We start from the raw sequence: 25,364 nt of genomic DNA on the forward strand, positions 1-25,364 counted from the left end.
ATGAAGACTGAGGCAACGCTGGCATCGAGCGGGGCGATATCCGCCGCCACGACGCGCCGTTCACGGGCCCGTTTCGCGATTCTCGCGCTGCTGGCGATCGGTACCGTGATCAACTATCTGGACCGCACGGTGCTCGGCATTGCCGCGCCGACGCTGAGCAAGGATCTCGGGTTGTCGGCGGGCGTGATGGGCATCGTATTCTCGGCGTTTTCGTGGACGTATACGCTTTCGCAGATACCCGCGGGCCTGATGCTCGATCGACTCGGCGCGCGCAAGACTTATTTTCTGGCGGTCGCGAGCTGGTCGGCGTTCATTATCCTCAATGGGCTGTCGGGCGGCCTCGTGTCGTTGATGATCTACCGCCTTGGTCTGGGCGTGGCCGAGTCGCCGTGTTTCTCGGCGAATAGCCGCGTGGTTGGCCACTGGTTTCCGCAACGCGAGCGTGCGCGCGCAACCAGCATCTATCAGGTCGGGCAGTACGTGGGGCTCGCGGTGTTCAGTCCATTGCTGTTCTGGATCATCGAGGCGTTCGGCTGGCGCGCGATGTTCGTGATCGTCGGCGCGGTAGGGCTCGCGTTTGCGCTCGTCTGGTGGCTGCGCTATCACGAGCCGCACGAATCGCGCACGATGAACGACGCGGAGCGCGACTACATCGGCGCGGGCGGCGGCCTTGCGCAAGCGGCCGATGCGCAGCGGCCGTTCTCATGGCGCGACGTGCGCAGCCTGCTCGGACGTCGCGAGATCTGGGGCGCGGCGATCGGGCAATTCGCCGGTAATTCGACCGTGGTGTTCTTTCTGACGTGGTTTCCGACATATCTCGTGACCGAGCGCCATATGGCGTGGCTGAAGATCGGCTTCTTCGCGATCCTGCCGTTTCTGGGCGCGTCGGTCGGCGTGCTGTTCGGCGGGTGGCTATCCGATCGGCTGCTCAGAAGCACGGGACGCATCAACCTCGCGCGCAAGCTGCCGATCATCAGCGGTCTGCTGCTGTCGTCGAGCATCATCGCGGCGATCTACGTGAAGAGCGATGTCGCGGTGATCGCGGTGCTGTCGCTCGCGTTCTTCGGGCAGGGGATGGGCGGGCTCGGCTGGTCGATCATTCCCGATATCGCACCGAAGCGGCTGATGGGTCTGACCGGCGGCATCTTCAACTTCACGGCCAATATCGCCGGCATCGTCACGCCGATCGTGATCGGTGCGATCGTCGCGTTGACGGGCTCTTTCTACTGGGGGCTGATGTTCATCGGCGCGGTGGCGGTACTCGGCGCGGCGTCATACATTTTTATTCTCGGCGACATCAAACGCATCGAATTGCCCGAAGCGGACGGCGCAGGCAAGATAGCGTGAACGTCGCGCAAGCGGCGACTGTATGAATTAGCCAATCCATTCTTCGAGGGCAATCAGATGGCGCATTTCGACTATGCACGTGAGGACACCGGCAATCTCGTGCTGCTCGAGCATGTCAATCTCACGATACCGGACCAGCATCTTGCGACGGCGTTCTATGTCAGCGGGCTCGGGCTCACGCGCGATCCGTATCTGATGACGGGCGTGACCAATATGTGGATCAATGTCGGCCGTTCGCAGATTCATTTGCCGCATGGCGACGCGCAGCGTCTACGCGGACATGTCGGGCTGCTGGTGGGCGAGCGCGCGGCGCTGATCGACCGGCTGCGCGCGGTGCAACCATTGCTCGAAGCGAGCCATTTCGGCTGGACCGAGCGCGCCGATCGCGTCGAAGTGACCTGTCCGTGGGGCAATCGCTACGACTGTCTCGACCACGATGCGTGCGTGCCGGGAGACCGTTGGTCGGGCATCGACCTCGGCATCGCGTATGTGCAACTCGATGTGCCGGTGGGCAGCGCGGCGCCGATTGCGGCGTTCTACCGCGAGATTTTCAGTGCCTCCGTCGACGTGCGCGAGCGCAACGGTTCATTGCAGGCGGCGGTCGCGCTCGGCGGGCATCAGCAACTGATCTACGCGGAAACGCCCAAGGCAAGCGAGCCATACGATGGACATCACATCCAGATCTATGTCGCCGATTTCTCCGGACCTTATGCGCGTCTCGCCGAGCGCGGACTGACTTATGGCGAGGAGAAGCATCAGTACCGTTTCGCCGATATCGTCGATCTGAATAGCGGCACGTGTTGCTTCACGCTTGAACATGAAGTGCGCAGTTTGCGTCATCCGCTTTACGCGCGGCCGTTGGTGAATCGCCGCGCGGATGTGACGAACCGCAACTATCGGATGAACGGCGAGAAGTTTGGCGGCGTGTTTTGAACTTGGAGCGGCTAATGCCGCTGTTACAGCGCTTTTTCAAGGGCTGGAGAGAATGACGCTGGCATGCCGGCTACCTCGGTACGGTATTCGGCAAGCCAGCGTTCACGCTTGGTTGCCGCGGCGAGTACATTGCGCGCTTTCACATGACCGAAGCCGCGAATCTCGTCGGGCAGATTGGCGAGCTTCATTGCGGTAGCGAAGCGGGCAGCGTCCAGCGTCGCGCACAATTCGTCGATCAGCGCGAAGTACTGCTCGATCAACTCACGTTCATTGCGCCGTTCTTCGGTCTTGCCGAAGACGTCGAACGCAGTGCCGCGCAGGAACCTGAATTTTTGCAGCACGCGGAACATCGTCAGCGTCCATTGTCCGAATCGTTGCTTCTTCAACTGGCCGCGTTCGTCGTGTTTGGCGAACAGGGGCGGCGCGAGATGGAACACGAGTTTGTAATCGCGACCTGGTTCGCCTTCGAACTGTGCGCGCAACTTGTCCATATAGGCCGGATCCGCGTAGAGGCGGGCGACCTCATACTCGTCCTTGTAGGTCATCAGTTTCGCCAGATTGCGCGCGACCGCCACCGACAGGCGCGGTTTCGCGCCGTCCATGACCGCCATTTCCTTCGCACGCAGCCGCTCGATCGCTTCGACATAGCGCGCCGCGTAGCGCGAGTTCTGATACAGACTCAAGCGCTCGACATTGCACTCGACCAATCGATCCAGCGATTCCGGCATCTGTAATTCAATGGTCTGCTGCGTGCGAGCAGGGGCGGCATAAGCGTCCACTGCCGCTTCACCATGTTGCGCGACATAGCGGCCCCATGCGAACGCCAGGCGATTCTTTTCGACCGCGACGCCATTCAGTTCGATCGCGCGATCGAGACTGTCATAGCCGAGCGGCAGCCAGCCACGCTGCCACGCAAAGCCGAGCAACAGCGGATTCGCGTACAGCGTGTCGCCCAATAGCGCGACGGCGAGACGGTTCGCGTCGATAAAGTCGCAAGCATCGCCGATGCTCGCGCGCAGGTCCTGCTGGGTCTGATCGGCGGGAAAGTTCCAGTGCGGGTCGCGTACGAATTGCGCGGTCGGCGTGGCGCCGCTATTGATCGCCGCTTTCGTCATGCCGTGTTGCGTGCGCGCCAGTACTTCAGCGGACGCCGACACGATCGCGTCGCAGCCGATGATCAGGCGCGCTTCACCGGCGGCAATGCGCGTGGCGTGCAACTGCTCGGGTGTCGCGGCAATCTGCACATGACTGAGCACGGCGCCGCCTTTCTGCGCGAGTCCCGCCATATCGAGCACGGTGACGCCCTTGCTTTCGAGGTGCGCCGCCATGCCGAGCAGACCACCGATCGTCACGACGCCGGTTCCGCCGACACCCGTCACCAGTACGCCGTACGGTCTGGACAAAGGCGCAAGCGCGGGATGGGGAAGCGCCGCGAAATCGGGCAATGCGGCCGCGGCTGCCTGTTTAGCGGGCTTCTTCACCTGCGCGCCTTCGGCCGTGACGAAACTCGGGCAGAAGCCTTTCACGCACGAGAAATCTTTATTGCACGACGACTGATTGATCTTTCGCTTGGTGCCAAGCGGCGTTTGCAACGGCTCGACCGACAGGCAGTTCGATTGCACCGAGCAGTCGCCACACGCTTCGCACACCGCGTCGTTGATAAAGGCGCGCTTCGCCGGATCGGGATAGGTGCCGCGTTTGCGGCGGCGACGCTTTTCGGTTGCGCAGGTCTGGTCGTAGATCAGAATCGACGTGCCCGCCACGTCGCGCAACTCGCGCTGCAAGCGATCGAGTTCGTCGCGGTGATAAACCTTCACGCCATCGGGAAGACGAACTTTCGCGTCGTATTTCTCCGGCTCGTCGGTCACGATCAGCACGCGCTTTGCGCCTTCTGCCACAACCTGAAATGCGATCTGCGGGACGGTAAGCACGCCGTCCACCGGCTGGCCGCCGGTCATCGCGACCGCATCGTTGTACAGCACCTTGTAGGTGACGTTCGCGCCGGCCGCAATGGACGCGCGAATTGCGAGCAGACCCGAATGGAAATAGGTGCCGTCGCCGAGATTGACGAACACGTGGCGCTCATTCGTGAAATGCATCTGGCCGGTCCACGCGACACCTTCGCCGCCCATCTGGCTGAAGGTCTCCGTGTTGCGGTCCATCCACATCGACATATAGTGGCAACCGATGCCGGCCAGCGCGCGCGAGCCTTCCGGCACGCGCGTCGACGTATTGTGCGGGCAGCCCGAACAGAACCACGGTTGCCGCTCCGGCACCGAACGCGGCATTGCCGCCTCGCGCTCCTTAGCCTCGATCGTCGCGACGCGCGCATCGATGCGCGCGCGCAGATCAGCGGGCAGATCGAAGCGGGCGAGGCGTTTTGCAATCGCTTTGGCGATCAACGCGGGCGACAGTTCGTAATGCGCGGGCAGCAGCGTCTGACCACGCGGCACCGACCATTCGCCGCCTTCGTCGTCGCGCTGATCGAACTTGCCGAATACTTTGGGGCGCACATCGTCGCGCCAGTTATACAGTTCTTCTTTCAGTGCGTATTCGAGGATCTGGCGTTTTTCTTCGACGACCAGAATCTCGTCGAGGCCGGTCGCGAAGTCGCGAGCGTTTTGCGCATCGAGCGGCCATACGCAACCCACTTTCAGCACGCGCAGACCGATGCGCGCGCAAGTTTCGTCGTCGAGCGACAGATCGGCGAGTGCCTGACGCACGTCGAGATACGCCTTGCCCGCGGTCATGATGCCGAGCCGCGGATTGGGGCTGTCGATCACCACGCGGTTCAGCCGGTTCGCGCGAACGTAAGCGAGCGCCGCGTACCACTTGTGGTTGAGGAGCCGCGCCTCTTGCGCCAGCGGCGGATCGGGCCAACGGATATTGAGGCCGCCTTCAGGCATCTCGAAGTCGTCCGGCAGAACGATCTGCAAACGCTCAGGGTCGACATCGACCGATGCACTCGATTCGACCACGTCGGTCACGCATTTCATCGCGACCCATAGACCCGCGTAGCGGCTCATCGCCCAGCCGTGCAGACCGTAGTCGAGATACTCCTGCACGTTGGACGGATACAGCACCGGAATGCCGCTGGCGACGAACATGTGCTCGGATTGATGCGCGACCGACGACGACTTTGCCGCGTGGTCGTCGCCCGCCAGCACCAGCACGCCGCCGTGCGGATCGGTGCCGGCCGCATTCGCGTGCTTGAACACATCGCCGGTGCGATCGACGCCCGGCCCCTTGCCGTACCACATGCCGAATACGCCATCGACCTTTGCGCCCGGCCACAGATTGAGCTGCTGCGTGCCCCAGATGGACGTTGCCGCGAGGTCTTCATTCACGCCCGGCTGGAATACGACGTCATGTTCGTTCAGATGCCGTTTCGCTTTCCATAGGCTCTGATCGAGCGCGCCGAGCGGCGAGCCGCGATAGCCGGACACATAGCCCGCGGTGTTCAGGCCGGCGCGGCGGTCGCGCGCCTTCTGCAGCATCGGCAGCCGCACCAGCGCCTGCGTGCCGCTTAGATAGACGCGGCCTTTTTCGAGCGTGTAGCGGTCGTCGAGCGAGATGTTGGCAAGCGCATCGCGTTGCGGAGGCGTAAGCGGAGCGTTCATCGTGGAGTTTCCGGCAGCTTGATTGGAGCCGAGTATAGGAAGCGGAATTTCCAACGTAAAATCACGAATACCGAATCCAGCTATGCGAAAAACAGATGTCAAAAGACGTGACCCTGCGGCAGATGCGTTACTTCGTGGCGGCGGCCCAGAGCGGGCAGTTTTCGATGGCGGCAACGGTCGAGCATGTGTCGCAATCGGCGATCACCAATGCGGTGCTCGCGCTAGAGGAAACCCTGGGTACGCGGCTCTTCGAGCGCCTGCCGCAAGGTGTCACGTTGACACCGGACGGTCACGACTTTCTGAACCACGCGCGGCACATACTCGATTCGGTGCGCGACGCGGTCTACAAGGCGCCATTCCGCTCGCACGATCTGAAGGGGACCGTGCGCATCGCGGCGTCGTACACGGTGCTGGGTTATTTTCTGCCGGAGCTGATGGCGCGTTTTCGCGCGACGTATCCCGACGTCGAGATCGATCTGCATGATCTGGACCGCGCAGCGATCGAACAGGCGGTGCTCGCAGGCGACGTCGATCTCGGGGTCGTGCTGCTGTCGAACGTCGAGAATTTGAGGCGTTTTCGTCACCATGTGCTGATCCGCTCGCGCCGGCAGTTGTGGACTTCGCCGAGTCATCCGCTCGCGCAACTCAACGCGCCATCGCTCGCGGATATCGCCAGCTATCCGTACATTCTGATCACGGTGGACGAAGGCGAGCAGTCGACTTTGCGGTACTGGAAGCAAAACGATGTCGAGCCGAATATCGCATTTCGCACCAGTTCGATGGAAGCGTTGCGCGGGCTGGTTGCGCACGGCTTCGGCGTGACGATTCTGTCCGACATGGTGTTTCGACCGTGGTCGCTGGAAGGCAAGCGGATCGACGCACGGCCGATTCTCAACGCGATTCCGCACATGGACGCGGGCATGTTGTGGCGCAAGGGGGCGACGCTGGATACGCCGGCGGTGGCGTTTCAGCAGTTTTTGATGCATGCGTGCGGGAGTTGAACGAGTGGGGATGGAGGGCATTGTCAGTGTTGGCAATGACGATCCTGTCGTATCTGTTTTTCGCATACGTAATTCTTCGCGCGGAACGGGCAATTTCGGACTTGGGAGGCACGGAACCTCGACCAGCATCCGGTTGCTCCGTTCCGGTACGTTTTTTACTTACGTTTTGCCCTCAAGACTTGCCCGGACGTGCCGATATAGTCGGATAGGCAGATTTGCCACGCTGCCGTTGCTTTCAATAATCTGACGTCTACTTTGCAATTCCCGATCCATGTCGACTTCTATCAGCGGCACTAGCAGCGCCGGCTTGCTGGGCGCACTCCTTCCGTACAACGCGCCTGTCAATGCGGGACGAACCGCTCAGACGGGCAGCCTGTCGCTCGACGCGTTGACGGCTGATGCGACGAATCAGGCTATTCAGGCGGCAGCGAGCGTCAGCCAGCTCGCCCAGGCGTTCATGCAGGCCGCGCAGAGTGCAACCAGCGTCGATCCGACGACCGGGCAGCACGAGATGTCGACGAGCGCGAGCAGCCAGTTGAGCAATGCACTCGGTCAATTTCTCGTGCAGAGCGGCTTGAGCCAGCAGCAGGCCGATGCGGCCACGCAGGGCTTCATCGCTCAACTGGACAAGGGCGGCCCGGTCGATCTGCAGGCGAGTTCTTCGAGCGTCGCTTCGCTGGCCGCCGTCAGCTACAGTTCGCAGGCGATGTCCGCGTCGACTGTCGCGGTGGTTCAGCGTTCGGGCTCGGTTTCGATCGACTTCGATCCCGACACCGGCTCGGTGTCGATTACGGAACAACAGACCGCGTTGACGTCGGTCGCCACCGTCGCCAGTACGGGGGCGCAGAGCGGCGACGATTCGGCCGGGCAGGTTGGCGGGGCGGGTGGCGGCAATTCGTCCAATGACGCGAACGATCTGTTGGGCAGCGTGCTCGCGGGACTGTCGGAGCCGACGCTGCACGGCACGCAACAGGCCCTGGATCTGCTGAAGCAGATGACTGAGAATGCCCGGCAGCAGGACGGCGCAGATGCTGCGTCGGGTCAATCTGCTGGTACGCCATCTACGGCGACGATCGGATTTACGCAGCCGATGTCGGTGGCGTTTCACGATCTGAGCGGTCACGGCACGACGTTATTCAAGCGGCCGGATGGAAGTACTGGCGCGATGTCGTTCGAGCCGCTTCACGTGGAGGCTTGAGGGCGGGAGGCGGCTGGGGCGGGCGCCTTGTTGTTCATCACTGCCGGGTCCGTTTCTCTCTTGCTTGCGCGCTCGCGTGCCGCGGCTGTGCTGCGGCCGCGTGCCGTGACCCGGTGTACCTGTACCGTCGGCATTTTCTCTTTGTGCCAACGCGTTTGATCTTCTCCAATGCGCCGACGGCGCAAATAATCGCGTAACAGTCCAACACGCTGGCGAGCCCTTACGGCGAGCCATCTTCCGTGCGCTGCTCGCGCGCAGCGCGGCCCTGCCGCGCTCATTCGCCGGCTGACGGCCGCAATCTACAGCGCTTGCCGGATCGTTGATACCCGTAGACCGCACCATTCAGGCTGAACGCCGAACCGAAGGCGATTTGCGTCGCGCTTCGTGAGCACGCGCGGATACGTACACACGGACATAGCGCCCACGGCATTTCCTGCGCTGCCCGCTGCTCAACGCCTGCCAGGCACCGCGCTAAGCCCCAATCTTCAGGGTTAACTATGATTTTGGATATATTTAAACCTAAACTAGAATGCACTCCGGCATGACGCTAGCCGTCGTGCGCCCTACGAAGACTACGTAAAAGGACGGTCATGGCCGAGCGGTCGTTTGTCGAGGAAGTGAAGAAGCTGCGTCTGGGCGCGGGCGAAGTATTCAGCGGCGAGGGCATTCTTGCGGTGACCAAGGCGCTGCTGGAAGCAGGCGTCGCCTATGTCGCCGGCTATCAGGGCGCGCCGATTTCTCATCTGATGGACGTGCTGGCCGATGCCCAGGACATCCTGAGCGACCACGGCATCCGCTTCGAAAACAGCGCGAGCGAGGCAACCGCTGCCGCATCGCTCGCCGCGTCGGTCAACTATCCGCTGCGTGGCGCCGTGACGTTCAAGGCGACGGTGGGCACCAATGTCGCGTCCGATGCGCTTGCCAATCTGGCGTCGGGCGGCGTGACCGGAGGCGCGCTGATCATCGTCGGCGAAGACTACGGCGAGGGCTCGTCGATCATGCAGGAGCGCAGCCACGCGTTCGCGATGAAGTCGCAAATCTGGTTGCTCGATCCACGACCGAATCTGCCGTGTATCGTGCAGGCGGTGAAGGACGGCTTCGATCTGTCCGAGGCGAGCAATACGCCGGTCATGCTGCAATTGCGGATTCGCGCGTGCCACGTGCATGGCCAGTTCGTCGCGTCCGACAACCGGCGCTCCGCATTCACGATCAGGGACGCGCTCGAAACGCCTGCCCGCGATGTCGACCGGATCGTCTTGCCGCCCGCGAGTTTTCTGCATGAGCGCGAGAAGATTCATGAGCGCTGGCCGGCCGCGGTGAAGTTCATCGAGTCGCGGCAGCTCAACGAGTTCTTTGCGGCCGATACGCGCGACATCGGTATCGCCGTGCAGGGCGGCAGCTATAACACCGTGCTGCGCGCGCTCGAACGGCTGGGTCTCGCCGACGTCTATGGCGAATCGCAGATTCCGCTATACGTGATGAACGTCGCGTATCCGCTTATCGACTCCGAATGGGAGCGCTTTTGCGCGGGCAAGCGCGCGGTCCTCGTGATCGAGGAGGGGCAACCGAATTTCGTCGAGCAGAATGCGGGCTCGATTCTGCGTCAGCGTGGTGTGAACGTCGCGCTGCATGGCAAGGACATGTTGCCGCTTGCGGGCGAGTACAACACGGCGACCGTGCTGAAGGGTCTGCGTTCGTTTCTCGAGCAGTACGGCGTGCTCGAGCGAAAACCGGCGCCGCGCAAGGTGATTCCGGTACAGGCCGTGTCGACCGCGCCCGCTGTCGCCGCGCCTGAAGCATCTTCAGCGTCTGCAGCGCCTGCAGTCGCCAGCGAGGATTTGCGCGCACTCGACGACAACGTGCACGTACGTCCACCGGGTTTCTGCACCGGTTGTCCGGAGCGGCCGATTTTCACGGCGATGAAACTGCTGGAGCGCGAAATCGGCCCACACCACATTAGTGCCGATATTGGCTGTCACCTGTTCTCGATTCTGCCGCCGTTCAATCTCGGCGCGACGACGATGGGCTATGGCCTCGGCGGTGCGAGCGCCGCCGCGCTCAATGCGCCCGCCAGCAAGCGCGCGATCTCGATGATGGGCGATGGTGGTTTCTGGCACAACGGTCTGACGAGCGGCATTGCCAACGCGGTGTTCAACAAGAGCGACAACCTGACCGTGGTGGTCGACAACAGCTATACGTCGGCGACCGGAGGACAGGACATCCTGTCGTCGACCGCGCTCAATCCGACTCGCAGCACGGGCCACGAGATCGAGCAGGCGGTGCGTGGCGTCGGCGTGAAATGGGTCAAAACGGTGCGTCGCACTTACGACCTGAAGACCATGAAGGCGACACTCAAGGAGGCGCTGACGACCACGACGAAAGGCCCCAAGGTACTGATCGCGCAAAGCGAATGCATGCTCAACAAACAACGCCGCGAAAAGCCGAAGCAGCGCAAGGCGATTGCCGCGGGTGAACGGGTGGTGCGCGAACGGTTCGGCGTCGATGCCGATACGTGCACGGGCGACCATTCCTGCATCCGCCTGTCCGGTTGTCCGTCGCTGTCGATCAAACCGAACCCCGACCCGTTGCGCACCGATCCGGTGGCGAGCGTGCTCGATAGCTGCGTCGGCTGCGGGCTGTGTGGCGAGGTCTCGCATGCGGCGGTGCTGTGTCCGTCGTTCTATCGCGCGCAGATCGTCAACAACCCGACGCGCGCGGACCGGATCCGGCAGCGGCTACGCGACATCGTGATCGGCTGGCTGCAGCGCCGCTCCGCGCAACGCCGTGCACGCTACGCGTTCTGATCAGGGGGAATCACACGATGCAACCACAACCATTCAAGATCGCCATTCTCGCGATGGGCGGCGAGGGCGGCGGCGTGCTGGCCGACTGGATCGTCGATCTCGGCGAGCACAACGGCTATTACGCGCAGACCACGTCGGTGCCCGGCGTTGCGCAGCGCACCGGCGCAACCATCTATTACGTCGAGCTGTTTCCGCGTGACGCCGAGGAAAGCCGCCCGCCGGTACTCGCATTGATGCCGCTGCCCGGCGATGTCGACGTGGTGCTCGCATCCGAGCTGATGGAGGCGGGGCGCGCGGTGCAGCGCGGGCTCGTGACGCCCGATCGGACCACGCTCGTTGCGTCCACACATCGCGTTTATTCGATGACCGAAAAAATCGCGATGGGCGACGGCCGCGTCGATAGCGACGCGTTGATCGCACACGCGGCCAACGCCGCGAAACGCTTCGTGCGTTTCGATATGGCCGAGGCCGCGCAGGCGAGCGGTAGCGTGATCAGCGCGGTGCTGTTCGGCGCGTTGGCCGCCACCGGTGTGCTGCCGTTCAGCCGTCAGCAGTTCGAGGCGACGATCGAGCGCGGTGGGGTGGGCGTAAAGCCGAGCCTGCGCGCGTTCGGTCTTGCCCGCGATCGCGCGGTGGCGGACGAAGCAGCGGACAATCCGGCGCACACCGCGAAGACGATGCGCGATAGCCAGCCGGCGCCGCGTGATGCCGCGGTAGCGCGGCTTGTCGAGCGCGTACGCGAGCAGTTCGCGTCGGTGCTCCAGCCGGTTGTGCTCGAAGGCGTGCGTCGCCTGATCGACTATCAGGATCCGCGCTATGCCAACGAGTATCTGAACCGTCTCGTCGAACTGCGTGCCGCATTGCCCGAAAAAGAGACCACGCTGCTGCGTGAGAGCGCGCGTTATCTCGCGTTATGGATGTCTTACGAGGACACGATTCGTGTCGCCGATCTGAAGACGCGCGGCAGCCGTTTCGAACGTGTGCGTAGCGAGGTGAATGCGCAGGCGGACCAGTTGCTGGCGATCAACGAGTTCATGCATCCGCGGCTGGAGGAAATCTGCGAGACGCTGCCGGCCGGGCTTGGACGCTGGCTCGCGCGGCCGCACTGGATTCATCGGCTCGTGCGGCGCTTCACGCAGTCGGGGCGCGTCGTCAAAACGAGTTCAGTGCGCGGCTATCTGATGCTTCATGCGGTCGCGAGTTTGCGCGGCATGCGCCGGCGTACGTTGCGCTATGAACTGGAGACCGCGCGCATTGATGCGTGGCTGGCGCAGATCGTCGAGACCGCGAAGCTCAATCCCGATCTTGCGACCGAAGTCGCGCAATGTCAGCGGCTCGTGAAGGGCTATAGCGATACACACGCACGCGGCCTGAAGAACTATCAGACGTTGATGACTGCCGTGCGCAAGGGCGGCGCGCGGCTCGCGCCGGCGACATTGCGCGAGTTGCGCGACGCGGCGTTGGCGGATGAGCACGGGCATAAGCTGAACGCAGCGTTGGTTCGTCACGCATTGGCCTGAGTCGCGCAGCGAGCGCGAACGCGAATGAAGCAGGAAAGAATGGAGTACAGGAGGGATACGAATGGAGCAAGCGGTATGACTGATCACACGTTCAAATGCAAACACAAGATTCACTTTTCCGAATGCGATCCCGCGGGCATCGTGTTTTATCCGCAGTATTTCGTGCTGTTCAATGATCTGATCGAGTCGTGGTTCGACACGCTGTTGCCGGAGGGTTATCACGGCGTGATTGGTCCGCGGCGCGTGGGCTTGCCGACGGTTCATCTGGACGTGGACTTCAAGGCAGTCAGCAGGATGGGCGACGAGGTGTGGCTGTCGATCGACGTCGAGCGGATAGGACAGAAGTCGATCACGCTCGTATGGTCATGCACTGGTGCGGATGGCGTCGTGCGTATGGCGGCGCGTCAGACCATCGTGACCACGTCGCTCGACACGCATCAATCGATTGCGATTCCAGACGATATTCGAGTTGCGATCGAGCGCGCGGTCGCGGTCGCACATGGCGGCTGAGCGCTGCATAAGCGGCGCAGAGACTGCGGAAACCAGATGGATCGAGTCAGGTAGCGGGGCGATGCAGATCGATGAGCAGCCGCAGCGTCGCCTTCAGTTCTTCGGCTTTTTCCTTGCCGAGCGCGGCAAGCACGCGGTCTTCATGTGCCTTCGCCTGCTTGATGAGTGCCGACACGAGCTTCTGTCCTTGCGGCGTAATGCGCACCAGCGTAACGCGCCGGTCGGTCTCGTGCGGAATGCGCTTGACGTGGCCCTGGGCCTCCATGCGATCGAGCAGACGTGTGACGGTGGGCTGCTTGGTCACGGAGACCTGCGCAAGGTGGCCGATGCTCACGGCCTTGCCGTCCGACAGCGTGGACAGCACACGCCAGTCGGACACCTCGAAGCCGGCTGCCTGAACGATCACGTGAAACTCGCTCGAGATCAACTGACTGACCTGGGCGAGCAATGCGGGGGTGTAGCTATCGGCAAAACCGGTGACGGGCGATTGACTCATACCTGGAAAACACCTGCGATCGAATAGGGCTGCGTGTAGTGAATCGGAAACATACCACGGTCGCGACCCTTGTCTGTCATAGGCACAGGACGAACGGGGTTAACCATGATTATGGATTTATTTATATCTAAAGATAATCGGCGGCGGACACGATAACTCGCGCGGCGCGCCTATCAACCTTGAACCAGCAACGGAGCACAACATGACGAGCAGTCTGGAGCAACTGACCATCGATCTGGCGAGCGGCCGCGTACGTGTCGTGGACCTGACGCAAACCCTGTCGCCGGAATTTCCGGCGCTGCAACTGCCGCCTCAATTCGGCCAGGTGTGGGCGTTCAAAATGGAGAAGATTTCCCAGTACGACGAACAAGGGCCGGGCTGGTACTGGAACAACTTTTCGTGCGGCGAGCACACCGGCACGCACTTCGATGCTCCCGTGCACTGGGTAACGGGCAAGGACCACGCACAGAATTCCGTCGATACGATCGACGTGAAGAACTTCATTGCACCGGCGGTGGTGATCGACGCGAGTGAGGAAGTCAGCGCGGATCCGGACTGGTTGCTGACCGTTGCCTTCCTCGAAGCATGGGAAACGAAGCATGGCCGCATTCCGGCCGGCGCATGGGTGCTGCTGCGCTCGGACTGGTCCAAACGTACCGATCCCGTGGCATTCCTGAATCTGCGCGAGGATGGCGCGCACACGCCGGGGCCGACGCAGCAGGCGGTCGAATGGTTGATTCACGAGCGCAATGTGCATGGTTTCGGCGTCGAAACCATCAATACCGATGCGGGACAGTCCTATAGTTGGCCCGTACCGTATCCGTGCCATACGCTGATGCACGGCTCGAATCGCTATGGCCTGCAATGCCTGAAAAATCTGGATCAGTTGCCCACTACGGGCGCGGTCATCGTGTCGGCACCGCTGAAGATTCAGGCCGGCTCGGGTAGTCCGTTGCGCGTGATGGCACTCGTGCAGCAATAAACACGTTGCCCTACACGCTGCGCAGTACATCGGGTTAGTTGGAAATCTGGATGTACCGCGTGGTGAACTGGTTGCACGCGCATTAACTCAGAAAAAATAGACTGCAAATAGCCTCTTGGGACATTGATCCTGACGGGGCTTCTCGAACTACATCTTAAGGTTTCCATCAGCTTCTATCGGTACGATCGGTGACGCTCGAATATCGCCTTTGCGAGACTTGCGTACAGGCGCCCTGATTCCGTTCTGATGATGTGTTGATTCGTGAGCTCCGAATTTTCTGATTCCTGGTCTGAATGGCTGCTACATCGCAGGCATGGTGGCGACGCGGAGTTCGAACGGAGCGTGCGTTCCAATATCACGCGAGATGCGGACCGTGTGCTCGACGGCGCTCGTCTTGAACCCGGTATGACGCTTGCCGATATAGGAACGGGCGATGGCCTGGTTGCGTTTCGCGCGATCGAGCGCATCGGCGCGTCGTTGAATGTGTTGATGACCGATATATCCGTTCCTCTGCTTGAATATGTGCAAGCAGAGGCTTCGCAGCGGGGTATTCTCGCGCAATGCAAATTCCTGCACGGATCGGCAGACGTACTGAACGACATCGATGACGATGCGGTCAATGCTGTGACGACTCGCTCGGTACTCGCGTATGTCGAGGATAAACCCGCTGCGTTACGCGAGTTTCATAGGATTCTGCGACCTGGCGGCCGTCTGTCGATCGGCGAACCCGTGATGCGCGACGACGCGCTCGAAGTGTGCGCGCTAAAGAAGCTGGTCAGTGCTCAGCCCGTTGACAGCGATCCCTTTTTCTCGATGCTGCTGCGATGGCGTTCCGCGCAATTCCCGGATACCGAGGACGAGATGCGCGCGCTGCCATTGACCAACTATGGTGAGCGCGACCTCGTGCGCTACGCGCTGGATGCCGGCTTTTCCGAGATCCATCTCGAGTTTCATATCGATGTGTTGACTGAGGACATCCCTACATGGGAAGTGTTCCTGAACAATTCTCCCCATCCGTTGGCTCCATCGCTTGATTACGTTCTCAAGACGCGATTCACGCCTGACGAGCGTGAATTTTTTGAACCGAAGTTGCGATCGCTATTCGAGAAAGGCGGTCGTTTCGGTGCATCCAGAATGGCCTGGATGACCGCTACAAAACCAGAAACTTAAATTCTTAAGAATTTCTTATGAAATGGGATTTTCAGAAAAAATATAGTCCTAAAGAATATGATCGACGTACCCGTTAAGCGTGATGCCGTCATATGGCGGCATCACTCAAGGAGAAGGCATCATGTCGATACAAGCAGTTCATGGTCAGCAGAATAGTCCCGTTGCGATGGGTGTGAGCACGCAGGCGCAACAGGCCGCGGGTCAGACACAACAGGCGTCGTCTTCGACGACCGGCAGTACTGCATCGTCTTCGCAGCCGGCTGCGCCGCAACCTTCGTACACGGTCAAGATTAGTGCCGCCGCACAAGCTTTGCTTGCTGCACGCGCCGAAGCAAATGAAACTTCGGTACAGACGGCGAAAGAAGCCGCGCATGGTGACCAACAAGCTGCTCGTCTGCTCGCGAAGGAGCAGGCTCGAAAGGCTGGCGGCGTGGCGTAACGCGAGCCGCGTAAATCAGCTGGTTGCTGAAGTGGTGGTTTGACGCGCAATGGTTGCAATTAGAGTGGCCATTGCGCGTGGTGTGGAGGGTGGCTTCAGATCGCGAAAGCCACCTCAGCCTGGGTCGTGATGATCACGGAGATGGGCTCCAACTCACGCGCAGCGCGGCGCTCGAAGTTGGCGCGATACCCGCGAATCGCGCGTGGGTTTCGTTTATGGTGATCCGATAGAACTGCAGGCAGATTACTTTGCTGCTGGTCTGTCAATGCCGTCGTCGCCTTTTGCAAAAGAGGCCGGTCAATACTCGGACGGCCTGAGCGCGATTGAGAACCTGGCCGAAGTTTGCAAAACCTCCCTCACCGCATCGACCATCCGCTCTGCAGATGCAACGGACGCCGCAATCTTCACCAGAGCCGGTGCGGCTCGGCGAAGCGTTTGACAAATATCGTCAGCAAGCTCACCAATGCCAGACGCTACGTTCCAGTCAACGCATCCGCCTCGTCGATTCGGGTCTTCAGCAAGTCGATGAATGCGCGGACGTGTGGCGGCAGGTTGCGCTCCGAAAGCGTTTGAATCTGCAGATTGCGTGACTGAAATTCTGCGTTTTGAATTAGCCTGGCCACCAGAGCGTCACTTACTGGTTGCGAGAAGAACGACATCCGGTCGGCTAATGGATGCGTGCTGGACATCACGGCATAAACCGGCGATCGCCATGAATGCCTGACCGCCACTCCGCGAGCATGCTCCACCGTGAAATTCACCGCGATATCGACCTCGCCGTCCGCAATACGCCGGGCGGCTTCCGACGGGCGAACGACGTACATGATGAAACGGGTTTGCTTATGATGGCGCCGGAATTCAGCCATCGCTTCCGGCAGAAAAATCTGCGCGAGACTTTCCGAAGCCGCAATACGAATCTCATTGAGACATGGACCACGCAGCGCGGCGATCTGATTCAACACCGCCTCGGACTCCAGTACCGTCCGGCGTGCATGCGCCTGCAGCAGCTGGCCAGCCGGGGTCAGTCGCATACCGTGCGAGGCGCGCTCAAATAGCTGCGTTCCGACTTCAGCCTCCAATGCTGAAATCTTCCGGCTGATAGCTGAGATGGTGACGTGAATCTCTCCAGATGCACCACTCAGGCTGCCGGTTTGCGCCACCGCCAAAAAATACCTAAGTGCAGTTCCGTGCATAAGGATGTCGCGTGCGGAGGTTTTTCCAAAAAGGCAAACCCCTTGGCAATTTGAGCAATTGCCCCCGCGGATTAGCATCTGATAAGATTTTTTTACCAACTTTCATGCTGAAGTGACTGCGCTATCCACTGGATGTGATCCTGTTGTGCGTGCGGTGGTACGTGGCACACCTGCTTGGCCTGCGAAGCCTCGAAAAAATGACGGCAGAACGCGATTTCGAAATCGGGCGGGACGGTGTGCCCGATATTGTGACGATCGACATAGGCGGTGCCAATCTCGCCGCGCTCGAATCGATCAATGCCGATCGTGAGGCGCCCATCAAGATTCGCCAATGTAAGTAACTCAACAACGTCGTCGAGCAGGACTCTCGGGCGATCAAACGACGTACCCGGCCCGTGCGGGGCTTCAAGAATCTTCGCTGTGCCCGGATCTTTCTGGCCGGGATTGAACTTATGCACATGATCGCGAAAGGACAGATGAAGTGTGCTCGAGGAACCCATCCGCCTGCTGCCAATCAATTCTGCCATTTCATAACCTAAGCAATACTTTTCATATCGATCTGTGTCCTTACCGTGACAAAGCCATTTTTTGAGGAAACAGTGAGTATGAATTTCTGGCAATTGACGGTGAAAGCAAAACTCACCGCGGGTTTTGGTCTGATTGCAGCGATGGTCGTGGTGCTATCGGGCCTGTCGCTGAAGTCGCTGGGCGATGCGAATGACCGGTTCGCGAACTATGTCGACGGCATCAATGCACGTGCCGATATGGCGGCGCAGATTCGCACGGCCGAGGACCGACGCGCCATCGCGGCGCGCAATCTGGTGCTGGTCACAAAGCCGTCCGACATCGAACTCGAAAAGGCGGCCGTCACGCTGGCAAATGCGGATGTTCAGGCCCGGATGAAACAGCTCAACGACATGGTGGCCGATGCATCCGACGTGACCCCGCAGGCCCGGGAGATGATCGCCGAGATCGGCCGTATCGAGCGGATATATGCGCCGATCGCCCTGGCGATTGTCGATGCGGCGCTCAATAACCGGCACGATGAGGCCATCGTGATGCTTGATGACAAATGTCGTCCCGTGTTACAGCAACTCGTCAAGGCCACGGATGATTACGCGCGGTACACCCACATCCGTGCTACCGAACTCGTCAGGAAAGCCGATGAACGCTACAACAGCCAGCGCAACCTGCTGATCGCGATTTGCCTCGCGGCGCTGGCCACCGCAGTGGTCTCGGGTGTGCAGATCACACGCGGGCTGCTCATTACGCTGGGTGCCGAACCGGCTGCGCTCAGCGAAGCCGCACGGCGCGTTGCCGGCGGCGATCTAAGTCCCGTGCAGGGCGCCGGGCAGGCCCCGCGAGGCAGCGTGCTGGCATCCATGGGCGAGATGCAGGCCAGTCTCGTGCGACTGATCGGACAGGTACGGTTGTCCGCGGACAACATCGCGACCGGATCGAACCAGATCGCTGCGGGCAACGCTGACCTTTCATCGCGCACCGAGCAGCAGGCGGCTTCGTTGCAGGAAACGGCGGCGAGCATGGAAGAGCTGACTTCGACGGTGAAACAGAACGCCGAGAATGCGCAGCAGGCAAGCTCGCTGGCCGCCAATGCGTCGGACGTGTCGCAGCGGGGTAGCGCTGTGGTAGGGCAGGTTGTCGTTACCATGGGTGCGATCAGCCAGAGTTCAACGAGGATCGCGGACATCATCGGGATCATCGAGGGGATTGCGTTCCAGACGAATATCCTCGCGCTGAACGCGGCGGTCGAGGCGGCCCGCGCGGGCGAGCGGGGCCAGGGTTTTGCGGTGGTCGCAAATGAAGTGCGCAATCTCGCGCAGCGCTCATCCGGCGCGGCCAAGGAAATCAGGGAACTCATTACCGCATCGGTCCAGAAAATCCACGACGGCTCGGCGCTGGCTGCCGATGCCGGCAAGACCATGGGTGAGGTCGCCCAGGCGATCGGACGCGTGACCGACATCATGAGCGAAATCGCTGCGGCTTCCCAGGAGCAGAGCCGGGACATTGAGCAGGTCAACGTGGCAATCACGCAGATGGATGAGGTGACGCAACAGAACGCCTTGCTGGTCGAGGAAGCGGCGACAGCCTCGCGCTCGCTCGAAGATCAGGGGCAGCAGTTGACCCTGGCGGTGTCCTTTTTCCGTGTAGCGCAGGCTATCGATGTACCGGTGAGTACGTTCCGCAACTTGGGGCAGGGACGGCCGGACTCGGCGAAGGCATTGAGCTACAGGTGATCAAACCCGACGAGACGAAAAGGAGGGCGTTCTGCTCCCCCGGCGCTGGGTGGTCGAGCGCAGCTTTGGCTGGCTCAACCGTTTCAGGCGTCTCGCGCGTGACTATGAACGGCTTCCCGAAACTCTTGCTGGGATTCATTTGGTCGTCTTCGCAATGCTCATGCTTGTCCATGCCGTGCCAGTACTTCAAAGTGCCTAGCACGCTCTTGGTAGCTAAAAATTGATGAAACGTTTTTATTGCATGTAGGGAGTACACGCGCCCGAATACGAAAAGAATAAATTCTTCGGGACGATGTCCGCACTGGATTGCCACCTCGGAGTAAGTCCGATCTGCTCGATGAATTGATTGACGACGAGTTCGAGGGACCTGCTCGGCAGGCGTGGCCGGGCGGTATTCATACGGCAACTATCGATAGTGAGCGGCAATTCACATCGGCCGGCTTCGCAAACAGAACTCGTAGCGCGGATGCCAGCGAAGACACCGAATAAGGATTTGGTGATCAAAAGGAGCGTGCATCGAACAACTCGTTCAGACTCTTCGTCTTACTTTCGCCGATCATCAGTTCGTTCAGCCCGACGACTCTCGTCATTCATTGTTCCAATTTGCACCTAGGTCGGTGAGATCTACTTCCTCGTCCCAGAAGAACAATTTCGCTTGTCGATATCGCGCCATTCTCATTTGAATGCCGGAGATGACTGGCATTAGTTATACAGATTGCATAATTCGTGAGACTTGCTTCTATGCATTACGAGTACTCAAGTCAAAGTCCCGATCGGCGTCAAATCCGCACGCCATAAGCACTTGCAGGGAATGAATAAAGAGATTCATATTTTCGTTGGAAGAATGTTTCTAAAAAGTTACTAAAGATTCTCCCGATCTCGCCGACATTCCTGAAACGGACTACGGATGCCTGATTCGATGTACAGGCTTCGAAAATAGATCAAACAACAAAAGCCTGTGAATCGCGTGGAATCGTTGCATGGAAGACCGATACTATTCCCGTCTCTCAAGATATGGGGGAGGGCGCATTGCGTATGGCGTTGCCTGCTTATTAGCCTGTCTGAATATTGCTGTGCCGGTTACCGTTCAGGCGGCAGGCATTGCCGCGGATGGTAGTACGGCGACTACTGTGTCGACGGCTGCGAATGGCCATCAAACGGTCAACATCGCTCCGACCTTTGCCGGCGTATCGAATAATCGCTACAGCAGTTTCAGCGTCGGCGCGGCTGGAGCTTCGCTGAACAACGTCGGCATCAACGCGCGCACCATCGTCAATCAGGTCACCAGTACCGCTCCCAGTGTGATCAGCGGTCAGATCGACGTGCTCGGGTCGCGTGCGAACGTGATACTGGCGAATCCCAACGGCATCACGATTAACGGCGGTTCATTCGTCAACACGGGCCGTGTCGCGCTAACCACCGGACAGGTCAGCTTCAAGGACACCGTCCCGGTGGCCGGTCTTCCCGAGCGGGACATCGTGCTCGACACGAGCACCGGCACCATCGTCGTCGGTCCGCAGGGACTGGTGAGTGCACTGATCGGGCTCGATATGATCGCCAAAAATGTGCAGATCAATGGGCCACTCACCAATACTTTTACGTCGCAGACGGCCAATGCTCGCATCGTGGCCGGCAACAGCAACCTCACGCTGAACACGGCGGTTTCTCCGGGCGACAACAGCAACGACTGGCTGACGCTGAGTCAGACGACAAGTCCCGCAATAGCCAGTTCATTCGCGATCGACATCACCGCGGCCGGCAGCCTGTCCAGCGGTCGGGTCCAACTGATCGTCACCGACAAAGGTCCGGGCGTGCGCAGCGCCGGGCCGATGAACGCGACGCTCGGCGATTTCACGCTGTCGTCGAACGGCTCGGTGCAGTTCTCGAATACGACGCTCACGGCGCAGAACAATCTCGACTTGCAGGCGAAGGACAGCGTTGCCTTATCGGACACGGCTCTGAAGGCGAGTGGTGGTTCGGCGACGCTAAATGCGACCGGCGCCGTCAGCCTGACGGGGAGCAGCATACTCGCCAACACCGGTATCGACGTAAGCGGGGCGGGTATTGCGCTCACGCAGGACGCCGCGGCTCAATCAGTGATCGGCTCAGGCACCAGCGGCGTGGTGCTCACCAGCATCGGCGACATCACGAGCATCGGTTCGCTGATCCAGGGTCAGCAGAAAAACACGCTGGATACGGCATCGCTCGGCGCGGTTACGCTCAATGCGACGGGCAATGTGTTGAACCAGTCGACACCGGATGGCCAACTCGCGGTGATGTTCGGCGTGGACGGCGATCTCTCGGTGACTGCCGGCGGTTCGGTGACCAACCAGAATGCCCGGATGCTGTCGAACAAGGCGCTGACAATAACCGCGGGCGGTGACGTCAACAACATCGTCGATCATTCGGATGGGACTAACGGCGGCGCACCGGTTAGCTATTCGGACCGCAGTTGGCGACTGCTCTTCGTCGAGCACCGCGAAAGCGGCTTTGATGTCGACTACGGGGCGATTGCAGATCCATCGAAGCTGTCCTACATCACCGCTGACGACGGCAACCTGACCCTCTCCGGCCAGAACGTCACTAATGTCGGTGGCTCGATCCTCGCGAACAACGGCTCGATTGCAATCGTCGCGCGCGACGCGTTGCTGACACAGGCAGTGTTCACCGGCCAGGCATCGTACCGCGAGTCCTGCTTCATCTTTTGCAGTTCCACTTCGTCGAGCACGGTACAGGCGTTCGGCGGCGTGATCGAAGCTGCGCAAGACATCACGCTGAACGCGGGTTCACAGATCACCAATACGGGCGGTACGGTGCTTGCGGTCAACGCGCTGACAGTTGATGCACCCAAAACGCTTGCACAAGCGGTGCCCGGATATAGCGCGATCAATAGCTCGCACGATCTTAAAGCGTGGTTCGGCAATTCATGGTCGGCGATTTTTGCCACCGATACGGGCGGCCTTTTCAGCGCCGGCACGGGTCAGGTCAAGCTCACGGGCGAGGCGGATATCGATGGCGGTGCGTTCGAGGCGCCCGACGGCATTAACGCCGCAGGTGGCGTAAACACGATCCGCACACCGTATCGCGCGCCGGTCACGATTGGCAATCACAACCATCTCGGGCTCGTGTCGTGGCTCGGGTTATGAGTCGCTCTATTTTCCGCCTCGCGCGTTGCATGCTCGCATTAGTCGCTGGTGTCACCGCGGTGCACGGATTCGCGCAAACGCCACCAGGTTTGCCGAACGCCGCCGCGCTGGGCAGTGTGCCCACGCGCGTCGAACAGGACCCGGCTCAACGGCTGTTGCAGGAGCGACGCGACCGCCAGCGGCGCGACGAGATTCAGCAGTCGCCTGCCGAGATCGAAGTTGCGCAGCCGACCGTAGTCAATCTGCCCGAGGGCGCCGACGTCGAGACGTTGCCCGATGTCGAGCCAATGTTCAGGATCGACCACATCGAATTCACCGGCGACACCGTGCTTGGCGCGGCTGAACTTGACCGGATCGCTGCGCCCTTCATCGGCAGGATGCTTGGCCGTAACCGCATCAATCTGCTGCTGCGCCGCGTGACCGAAGCATTCATCGCAAGAGGCTATATCACGACTCGAGCCTATCTTGGCGCGCAGAATCTCGCATCGGGCACGCTGAAAATCAATATTGTCGATGGCAAGGTGTCGGCCTTTACTTTGAACGGCCATCCTCTGCGTCCGCGCGATCCCAACGAGCCGTGGTACACGACGCATGGTGGCGGTCTATTGACCGATGCAGGGACCGCGTGGGCGTTCGGCGACAGCCGCGGCGACGTATTGCGACTGCCGGATCTCGAGCAGGGCGTCGACCAGATCAACCGCTTGCGCCGCAACCAGGCCGAGATCCAGATTTTGCCGGGAGAGACACCCGGTGATTCGGTGGTGGCCGTGACCAACCATTATGGCGATCGCGTTTTCTACGACCTCGGCATCGACAACTATGGCAGTTCGCAAACCGGCACGCTGCGCTACCGGGCGGGCGTTGAAGCAGACAACCTGATCGGCTTGCAGGAGTCGCTGTCGTTCAATTTTGTCGGCACTCAGGACAGCAACGCGGTGCTGTTTTCCGCCGCCGTCCCATATGGTTATCAGACCTTCAGCTATACGACATCGCTATCCGAATTCCAGCAGATCATCAGCGACGTCGCATTGCTGCAAGGCCGCACGTTCAGCCAGATTCTCGGTTGGAACGATGTGCTGACCCGCTCGCGCACCGGACGCACCAGCGTTGACGTGACGCTGACCAAAATGCGCACTGAGCGTTCGGTGAATGGCATTGATCTGATGCCGCAGGATCTCACGGTGCTACGTGTTGCGCTGAATGGCCTGCGCCGGTTCGTCGCGCACGATCAGGCGGCAGCCGCGACGTGGGACGTCGGCGTTTCGGAAGGTTTGCCGTGGCTATCCGCCAGTCACGACGCCACCGACATCGACGAGTCCGATGCGCACAGTCAGTTCACCAAATTCGATGCGACTGCCACGTTGCAGGTCGCACTCGGTAGCCTGGCCGGTACGCAGTGGACCTATCGCGGCACACTGCACGGCCAGTACAGCGGCACGGCGATGTTCAGCAACGAGCAGATCTTCCTGGGCGGTATGGATTCGGTGCGTGGTTTCACTGAAGGCGGCATCGCCGGCGATAGTGGTTTTTATCTGCGCAATGAAGCCGCGTGGGAGAACGTGCCGCCGTGGCATGACGTACATCTGGAGCCATACGCATTCATCGATGGCGGCAAATCGCATCTGGTCGCTCAGGGTGGCTGGCCGACGCTTATGGGTACCGGCGTCGGAGCGCGCATGCAATGGCGCCACAACACGCAGACCGTCACGAGCGAGGTGCTGCTCGGACAGGCCTTGCTTCAACCGGCCGCACTAGGAAAAAAAGCCGCGGTGCTGCTCGCCACACTCAACTGGTCACTTTGAAGAGGTTTCTATGAAACACAGTCCGCTCGTCGTCAGGGTTCGCAACGCCGCGCTGATCATCGCGCTCGGTCTTGCCGCCGGTATGCCATGTGCTGCTCATGCGGCCACCAAGCCCAGCACGAAACCCGCCATTGACAAGAGCGTGGATGCCGTCGCTGGTCCACTGCCGGCCAATGCCGTGGCACGCGTCAACAACGTCGTGATCACGCAGGAACAACTCGATCAGGCGGTCCGTGCGCTGAATGCTCCCGACACGCCGGCATTGCGTACGGCGGTGAAGAATCAGCTGATTGCGCGCGAACTGTTTTATCAGGCCGCCGAGAAGCAGCACTACGAATCGCGTCCGCAAGTTGTGGCCGCTGTCGAGCAGGCGAAGACGGCCGCGATGACCGCCGCGTATTTGCGCGACGAGGTCAAGCCGGCGCAGGTCACCGATGCCGACGTGAAGGCGAAGTACGACGCCATCACCGCGACGCTGGGCGAAAACGAATACAAGCCGAGCGCGATTGCCGTGAAAGACGCCGATACGGCGCAGACCGTGCTCACGCAACTGAAGAAGGGCACCGACTTCGCGCAACTCGCGAAGCAGTACAGCCAGGGCCCCAGCGCGGCGCAAGGCGGCGCGCTCAACTGGGTTTCATTCAAGACGCCGATCCAGCCTGGCAATACGCAGAACTGGCCGCAGCCGCTCGCCGAAGCGCTGGTCAAGCTGCCGCAAGGCGGCGTGTCGAGCGCGCCGGTGCAGGTCGGCGACGCGTACTGGATTCTGCGTGTCGACGAAAAGCGCCCCACACAGGTTCCTCAGTATGACCAGATCAAGGACACGTTGCGCAAGCAGCTTGAACAGGTCGCACTGGAGAAAGCCACGGCACAGGTGGTGGTCGATCTGATGAAGAACGCACGCATTCAGCAGCAGTAAAAGCAATCGGAGGCAGGTCAGCGGTTGCC

General features: G+C 60.6%; 18 protein-coding genes and 2 pseudogenes. 17 read left to right on the plus strand and 3 right to left on the minus strand.

Translation table 11 applies throughout. The features are described 5' to 3' along the window. Positions 1–1,347, plus strand: a complete 1,347-nt coding sequence (locus L0U82_RS07400) for an MFS transporter (RefSeq protein ID WP_233829508.1) — start codon at positions 1–3, stop codon at positions 1,345–1,347. A 57-nt stretch (positions 1,348–1,404) separates the two neighbouring features. Next, entirely contained in the window at positions 1,405–2,280 is an 876-nt protein-coding gene (locus tag L0U82_RS07405) for a VOC family protein (protein ID WP_233829510.1), read from the plus strand. Between the two features lie 23 nt (positions 2,281–2,303). On the opposite strand, the gene L0U82_RS07410 is transcribed toward L0U82_RS07405, so the two are convergent. Beyond that, positions 2,304–5,900: an indolepyruvate ferredoxin oxidoreductase family protein gene (locus L0U82_RS07410; protein ID WP_233829512.1), complete on the minus strand. Its 3,597-nt coding sequence runs from the start codon at positions 5,898–5,900 to the stop codon at positions 2,304–2,306. A 95-nt stretch (positions 5,901–5,995) separates the two neighbouring features. On the opposite strand from L0U82_RS07410, the gene L0U82_RS07415 reads away from it, so the two are divergent. The 5 genes from L0U82_RS07415 (at position 5,996) to L0U82_RS07435 (ending at position 12,933) form a co-directional block, all read left to right on the plus strand. Then, positions 5,996–6,901 (plus strand): LysR family transcriptional regulator, encoded by a 906-nt coding sequence (locus tag L0U82_RS07415; protein ID WP_233829515.1) that lies wholly within the window; start codon positions 5,996–5,998, stop codon positions 6,899–6,901. Between the two features lie 271 nt (positions 6,902–7,172). Continuing rightward, the gene (locus tag L0U82_RS07420; RefSeq protein WP_233829520.1) at positions 7,173–8,099 is read left to right on the plus strand and encodes a hypothetical protein; all 927 of its coding nucleotides are present in this window, start codon (positions 7,173–7,175) and stop codon (positions 8,097–8,099) included. Positions 8,100–8,689: 590 nt separating this feature from the next. Beyond that, a complete protein-coding gene (locus tag L0U82_RS07425; protein WP_233829522.1) occupies positions 8,690–10,903 on the plus strand; it encodes a thiamine pyrophosphate-dependent enzyme in 2,214 nt (737 codons plus the stop codon). Positions 10,904–10,920: 17 nt separating this feature from the next. Beyond that, positions 10,921–12,423, plus strand: coding sequence for an indolepyruvate oxidoreductase subunit beta family protein (locus tag L0U82_RS07430; RefSeq protein ID WP_233829524.1), 1,503 nt, complete (start codon positions 10,921–10,923; stop codon positions 12,421–12,423). Between the two features lie 75 nt (positions 12,424–12,498). After that, positions 12,499–12,933: an acyl-CoA thioesterase gene (locus tag L0U82_RS07435; protein ID WP_233829526.1), complete on the plus strand. Its 435-nt coding sequence runs from the start codon at positions 12,499–12,501 to the stop codon at positions 12,931–12,933. Between the two features lie 46 nt (positions 12,934–12,979). On the opposite strand, the gene L0U82_RS07440 is transcribed toward L0U82_RS07435, so the two are convergent. Continuing rightward, complete coding sequence (locus tag L0U82_RS07440) at positions 12,980–13,429, minus strand: MarR family winged helix-turn-helix transcriptional regulator (protein WP_233829528.1); 450 nt, start codon at positions 13,427–13,429, stop codon at positions 12,980–12,982. A gap of 202 nt (positions 13,430–13,631) precedes the next feature. On the opposite strand from L0U82_RS07440, the gene L0U82_RS07445 reads away from it, so the two are divergent. From L0U82_RS07445 to L0U82_RS07460, 4 genes are all read left to right on the plus strand, one after another. Continuing rightward, positions 13,632–14,411 (plus strand): cyclase family protein, encoded by a 780-nt coding sequence (locus L0U82_RS07445; protein WP_233829530.1) that lies wholly within the window; start codon positions 13,632–13,634, stop codon positions 14,409–14,411. A gap of 261 nt (positions 14,412–14,672) precedes the next feature. After that, positions 14,673–15,581: a class I SAM-dependent methyltransferase gene (locus L0U82_RS07450; protein ID WP_233829532.1), complete on the plus strand. Its 909-nt coding sequence runs from the start codon at positions 14,673–14,675 to the stop codon at positions 15,579–15,581. Between the two features lie 121 nt (positions 15,582–15,702). Beyond that, on the plus strand, positions 15,703–16,020 hold the full coding sequence (locus L0U82_RS07455) for a hypothetical protein (protein WP_233829534.1): 318 nt from the start codon (positions 15,703–15,705) through the stop codon (positions 16,018–16,020). A 202-nt stretch (positions 16,021–16,222) separates the two neighbouring features. Beyond that, entirely contained in the window at positions 16,223–16,459 is a 237-nt protein-coding gene (locus L0U82_RS07460; protein WP_233829535.1) for an ImmA/IrrE family metallo-endopeptidase, read from the plus strand. A 34-nt stretch (positions 16,460–16,493) separates the two neighbouring features. On the opposite strand, the gene L0U82_RS07465 is transcribed toward L0U82_RS07460, so the two are convergent. Further along, the gene (locus tag L0U82_RS07465) at positions 16,494–17,213 is read right to left on the minus strand and encodes a LysR family transcriptional regulator (RefSeq protein WP_233829537.1); all 720 of its coding nucleotides are present in this window, start codon (positions 17,211–17,213) and stop codon (positions 16,494–16,496) included. Between the two features lie 116 nt (positions 17,214–17,329). Here L0U82_RS07465 and L0U82_RS07470 point away from each other — a divergent pair. From L0U82_RS07470 to L0U82_RS07495, 6 genes and pseudogenes are all read left to right on the plus strand, one after another. Then, a pseudogene (locus tag L0U82_RS07470) lies at positions 17,330–17,752 on the plus strand (DDE-type integrase/transposase/recombinase). Between the two features lie 66 nt (positions 17,753–17,818). Further along, positions 17,819–19,468 carry a methyl-accepting chemotaxis protein gene (locus L0U82_RS07475; protein ID WP_233829545.1) on the plus strand — a complete coding sequence of 550 codons (1,650 nt, stop codon included), beginning with the start codon at positions 17,819–17,821 and terminating at the stop codon, positions 19,466–19,468. 7 nt (positions 19,469–19,475) lie between these two features. After that, a pseudogene (locus tag L0U82_RS07480) lies at positions 19,476–19,667 on the plus strand (transposase); the annotation flags it as partial. A gap of 781 nt (positions 19,668–20,448) precedes the next feature. After that, entirely contained in the window at positions 20,449–22,614 is a 2,166-nt protein-coding gene (locus tag L0U82_RS07485; RefSeq protein WP_233829547.1) for a two-partner secretion domain-containing protein, read from the plus strand. 29 nt (positions 22,615–22,643) lie between these two features. Continuing rightward, positions 22,644–24,416, plus strand: coding sequence for a ShlB/FhaC/HecB family hemolysin secretion/activation protein (locus L0U82_RS07490; RefSeq protein WP_233829549.1), 1,773 nt, complete (start codon positions 22,644–22,646; stop codon positions 24,414–24,416). Positions 24,417–24,426: 10 nt separating this feature from the next. After that, positions 24,427–25,335 (plus strand): peptidylprolyl isomerase, encoded by a 909-nt coding sequence (locus L0U82_RS07495; protein WP_233829551.1) that lies wholly within the window; start codon positions 24,427–24,429, stop codon positions 25,333–25,335. Positions 25,336–25,364 lie beyond the last annotated feature (29 nt).

The organism is Paraburkholderia sp. ZP32-5 (assembly GCF_021390495.1).
Taxonomy (GTDB): Bacteria; Pseudomonadota; Gammaproteobacteria; order Burkholderiales; family Burkholderiaceae; genus Paraburkholderia.

Coding starts and splice junctions, on each gene's coding strand:
- L0U82_RS07400 (WP_233829508.1), top strand. CDS start 1: ATGAAGACTGAGGCAACGCTGGCATCGAGCGGGGCGATATCCGCCGCC.
- L0U82_RS07475 (WP_233829545.1), top strand. CDS start 17,819: ATGAATTTCTGGCAATTGACGGTGAAAGCAAAACTCACCGCGGGTTTT.
- L0U82_RS07490 (WP_233829549.1), top strand. CDS start 22,644: ATGCTCGCATTAGTCGCTGGTGTCACCGCGGTGCACGGATTCGCGCAA.
- L0U82_RS07420 (WP_233829520.1), top strand. CDS start 7,173: ATGTCGACTTCTATCAGCGGCACTAGCAGCGCCGGCTTGCTGGGCGCA.
- L0U82_RS07465 (WP_233829537.1), bottom strand. CDS start 17,213: ATGCACGGAACTGCACTTAGGTATTTTTTGGCGGTGGCGCAAACCGGC.
- L0U82_RS07415 (WP_233829515.1), top strand. CDS start 5,996: ATGTCAAAAGACGTGACCCTGCGGCAGATGCGTTACTTCGTGGCGGCG.
- L0U82_RS07455 (WP_233829534.1), top strand. CDS start 15,703: ATGTCGATACAAGCAGTTCATGGTCAGCAGAATAGTCCCGTTGCGATG.
- L0U82_RS07495 (WP_233829551.1), top strand. CDS start 24,427: ATGAAACACAGTCCGCTCGTCGTCAGGGTTCGCAACGCCGCGCTGATC.
- L0U82_RS07405 (WP_233829510.1), top strand. CDS start 1,405: ATGGCGCATTTCGACTATGCACGTGAGGACACCGGCAATCTCGTGCTG.
- L0U82_RS07445 (WP_233829530.1), top strand. CDS start 13,632: ATGACGAGCAGTCTGGAGCAACTGACCATCGATCTGGCGAGCGGCCGC.
- L0U82_RS07440 (WP_233829528.1), bottom strand. CDS start 13,429: ATGAGTCAATCGCCCGTCACCGGTTTTGCCGATAGCTACACCCCCGCA.
- L0U82_RS07410 (WP_233829512.1), bottom strand. CDS start 5,900: ATGAACGCTCCGCTTACGCCTCCGCAACGCGATGCGCTTGCCAACATC.
- L0U82_RS07485 (WP_233829547.1), top strand. CDS start 20,449: ATGGAAGACCGATACTATTCCCGTCTCTCAAGATATGGGGGAGGGCGC.
- L0U82_RS07435 (WP_233829526.1), top strand. CDS start 12,499: ATGACTGATCACACGTTCAAATGCAAACACAAGATTCACTTTTCCGAA.
- L0U82_RS07430 (WP_233829524.1), top strand. CDS start 10,921: ATGCAACCACAACCATTCAAGATCGCCATTCTCGCGATGGGCGGCGAG.
- L0U82_RS07425 (WP_233829522.1), top strand. CDS start 8,690: ATGGCCGAGCGGTCGTTTGTCGAGGAAGTGAAGAAGCTGCGTCTGGGC.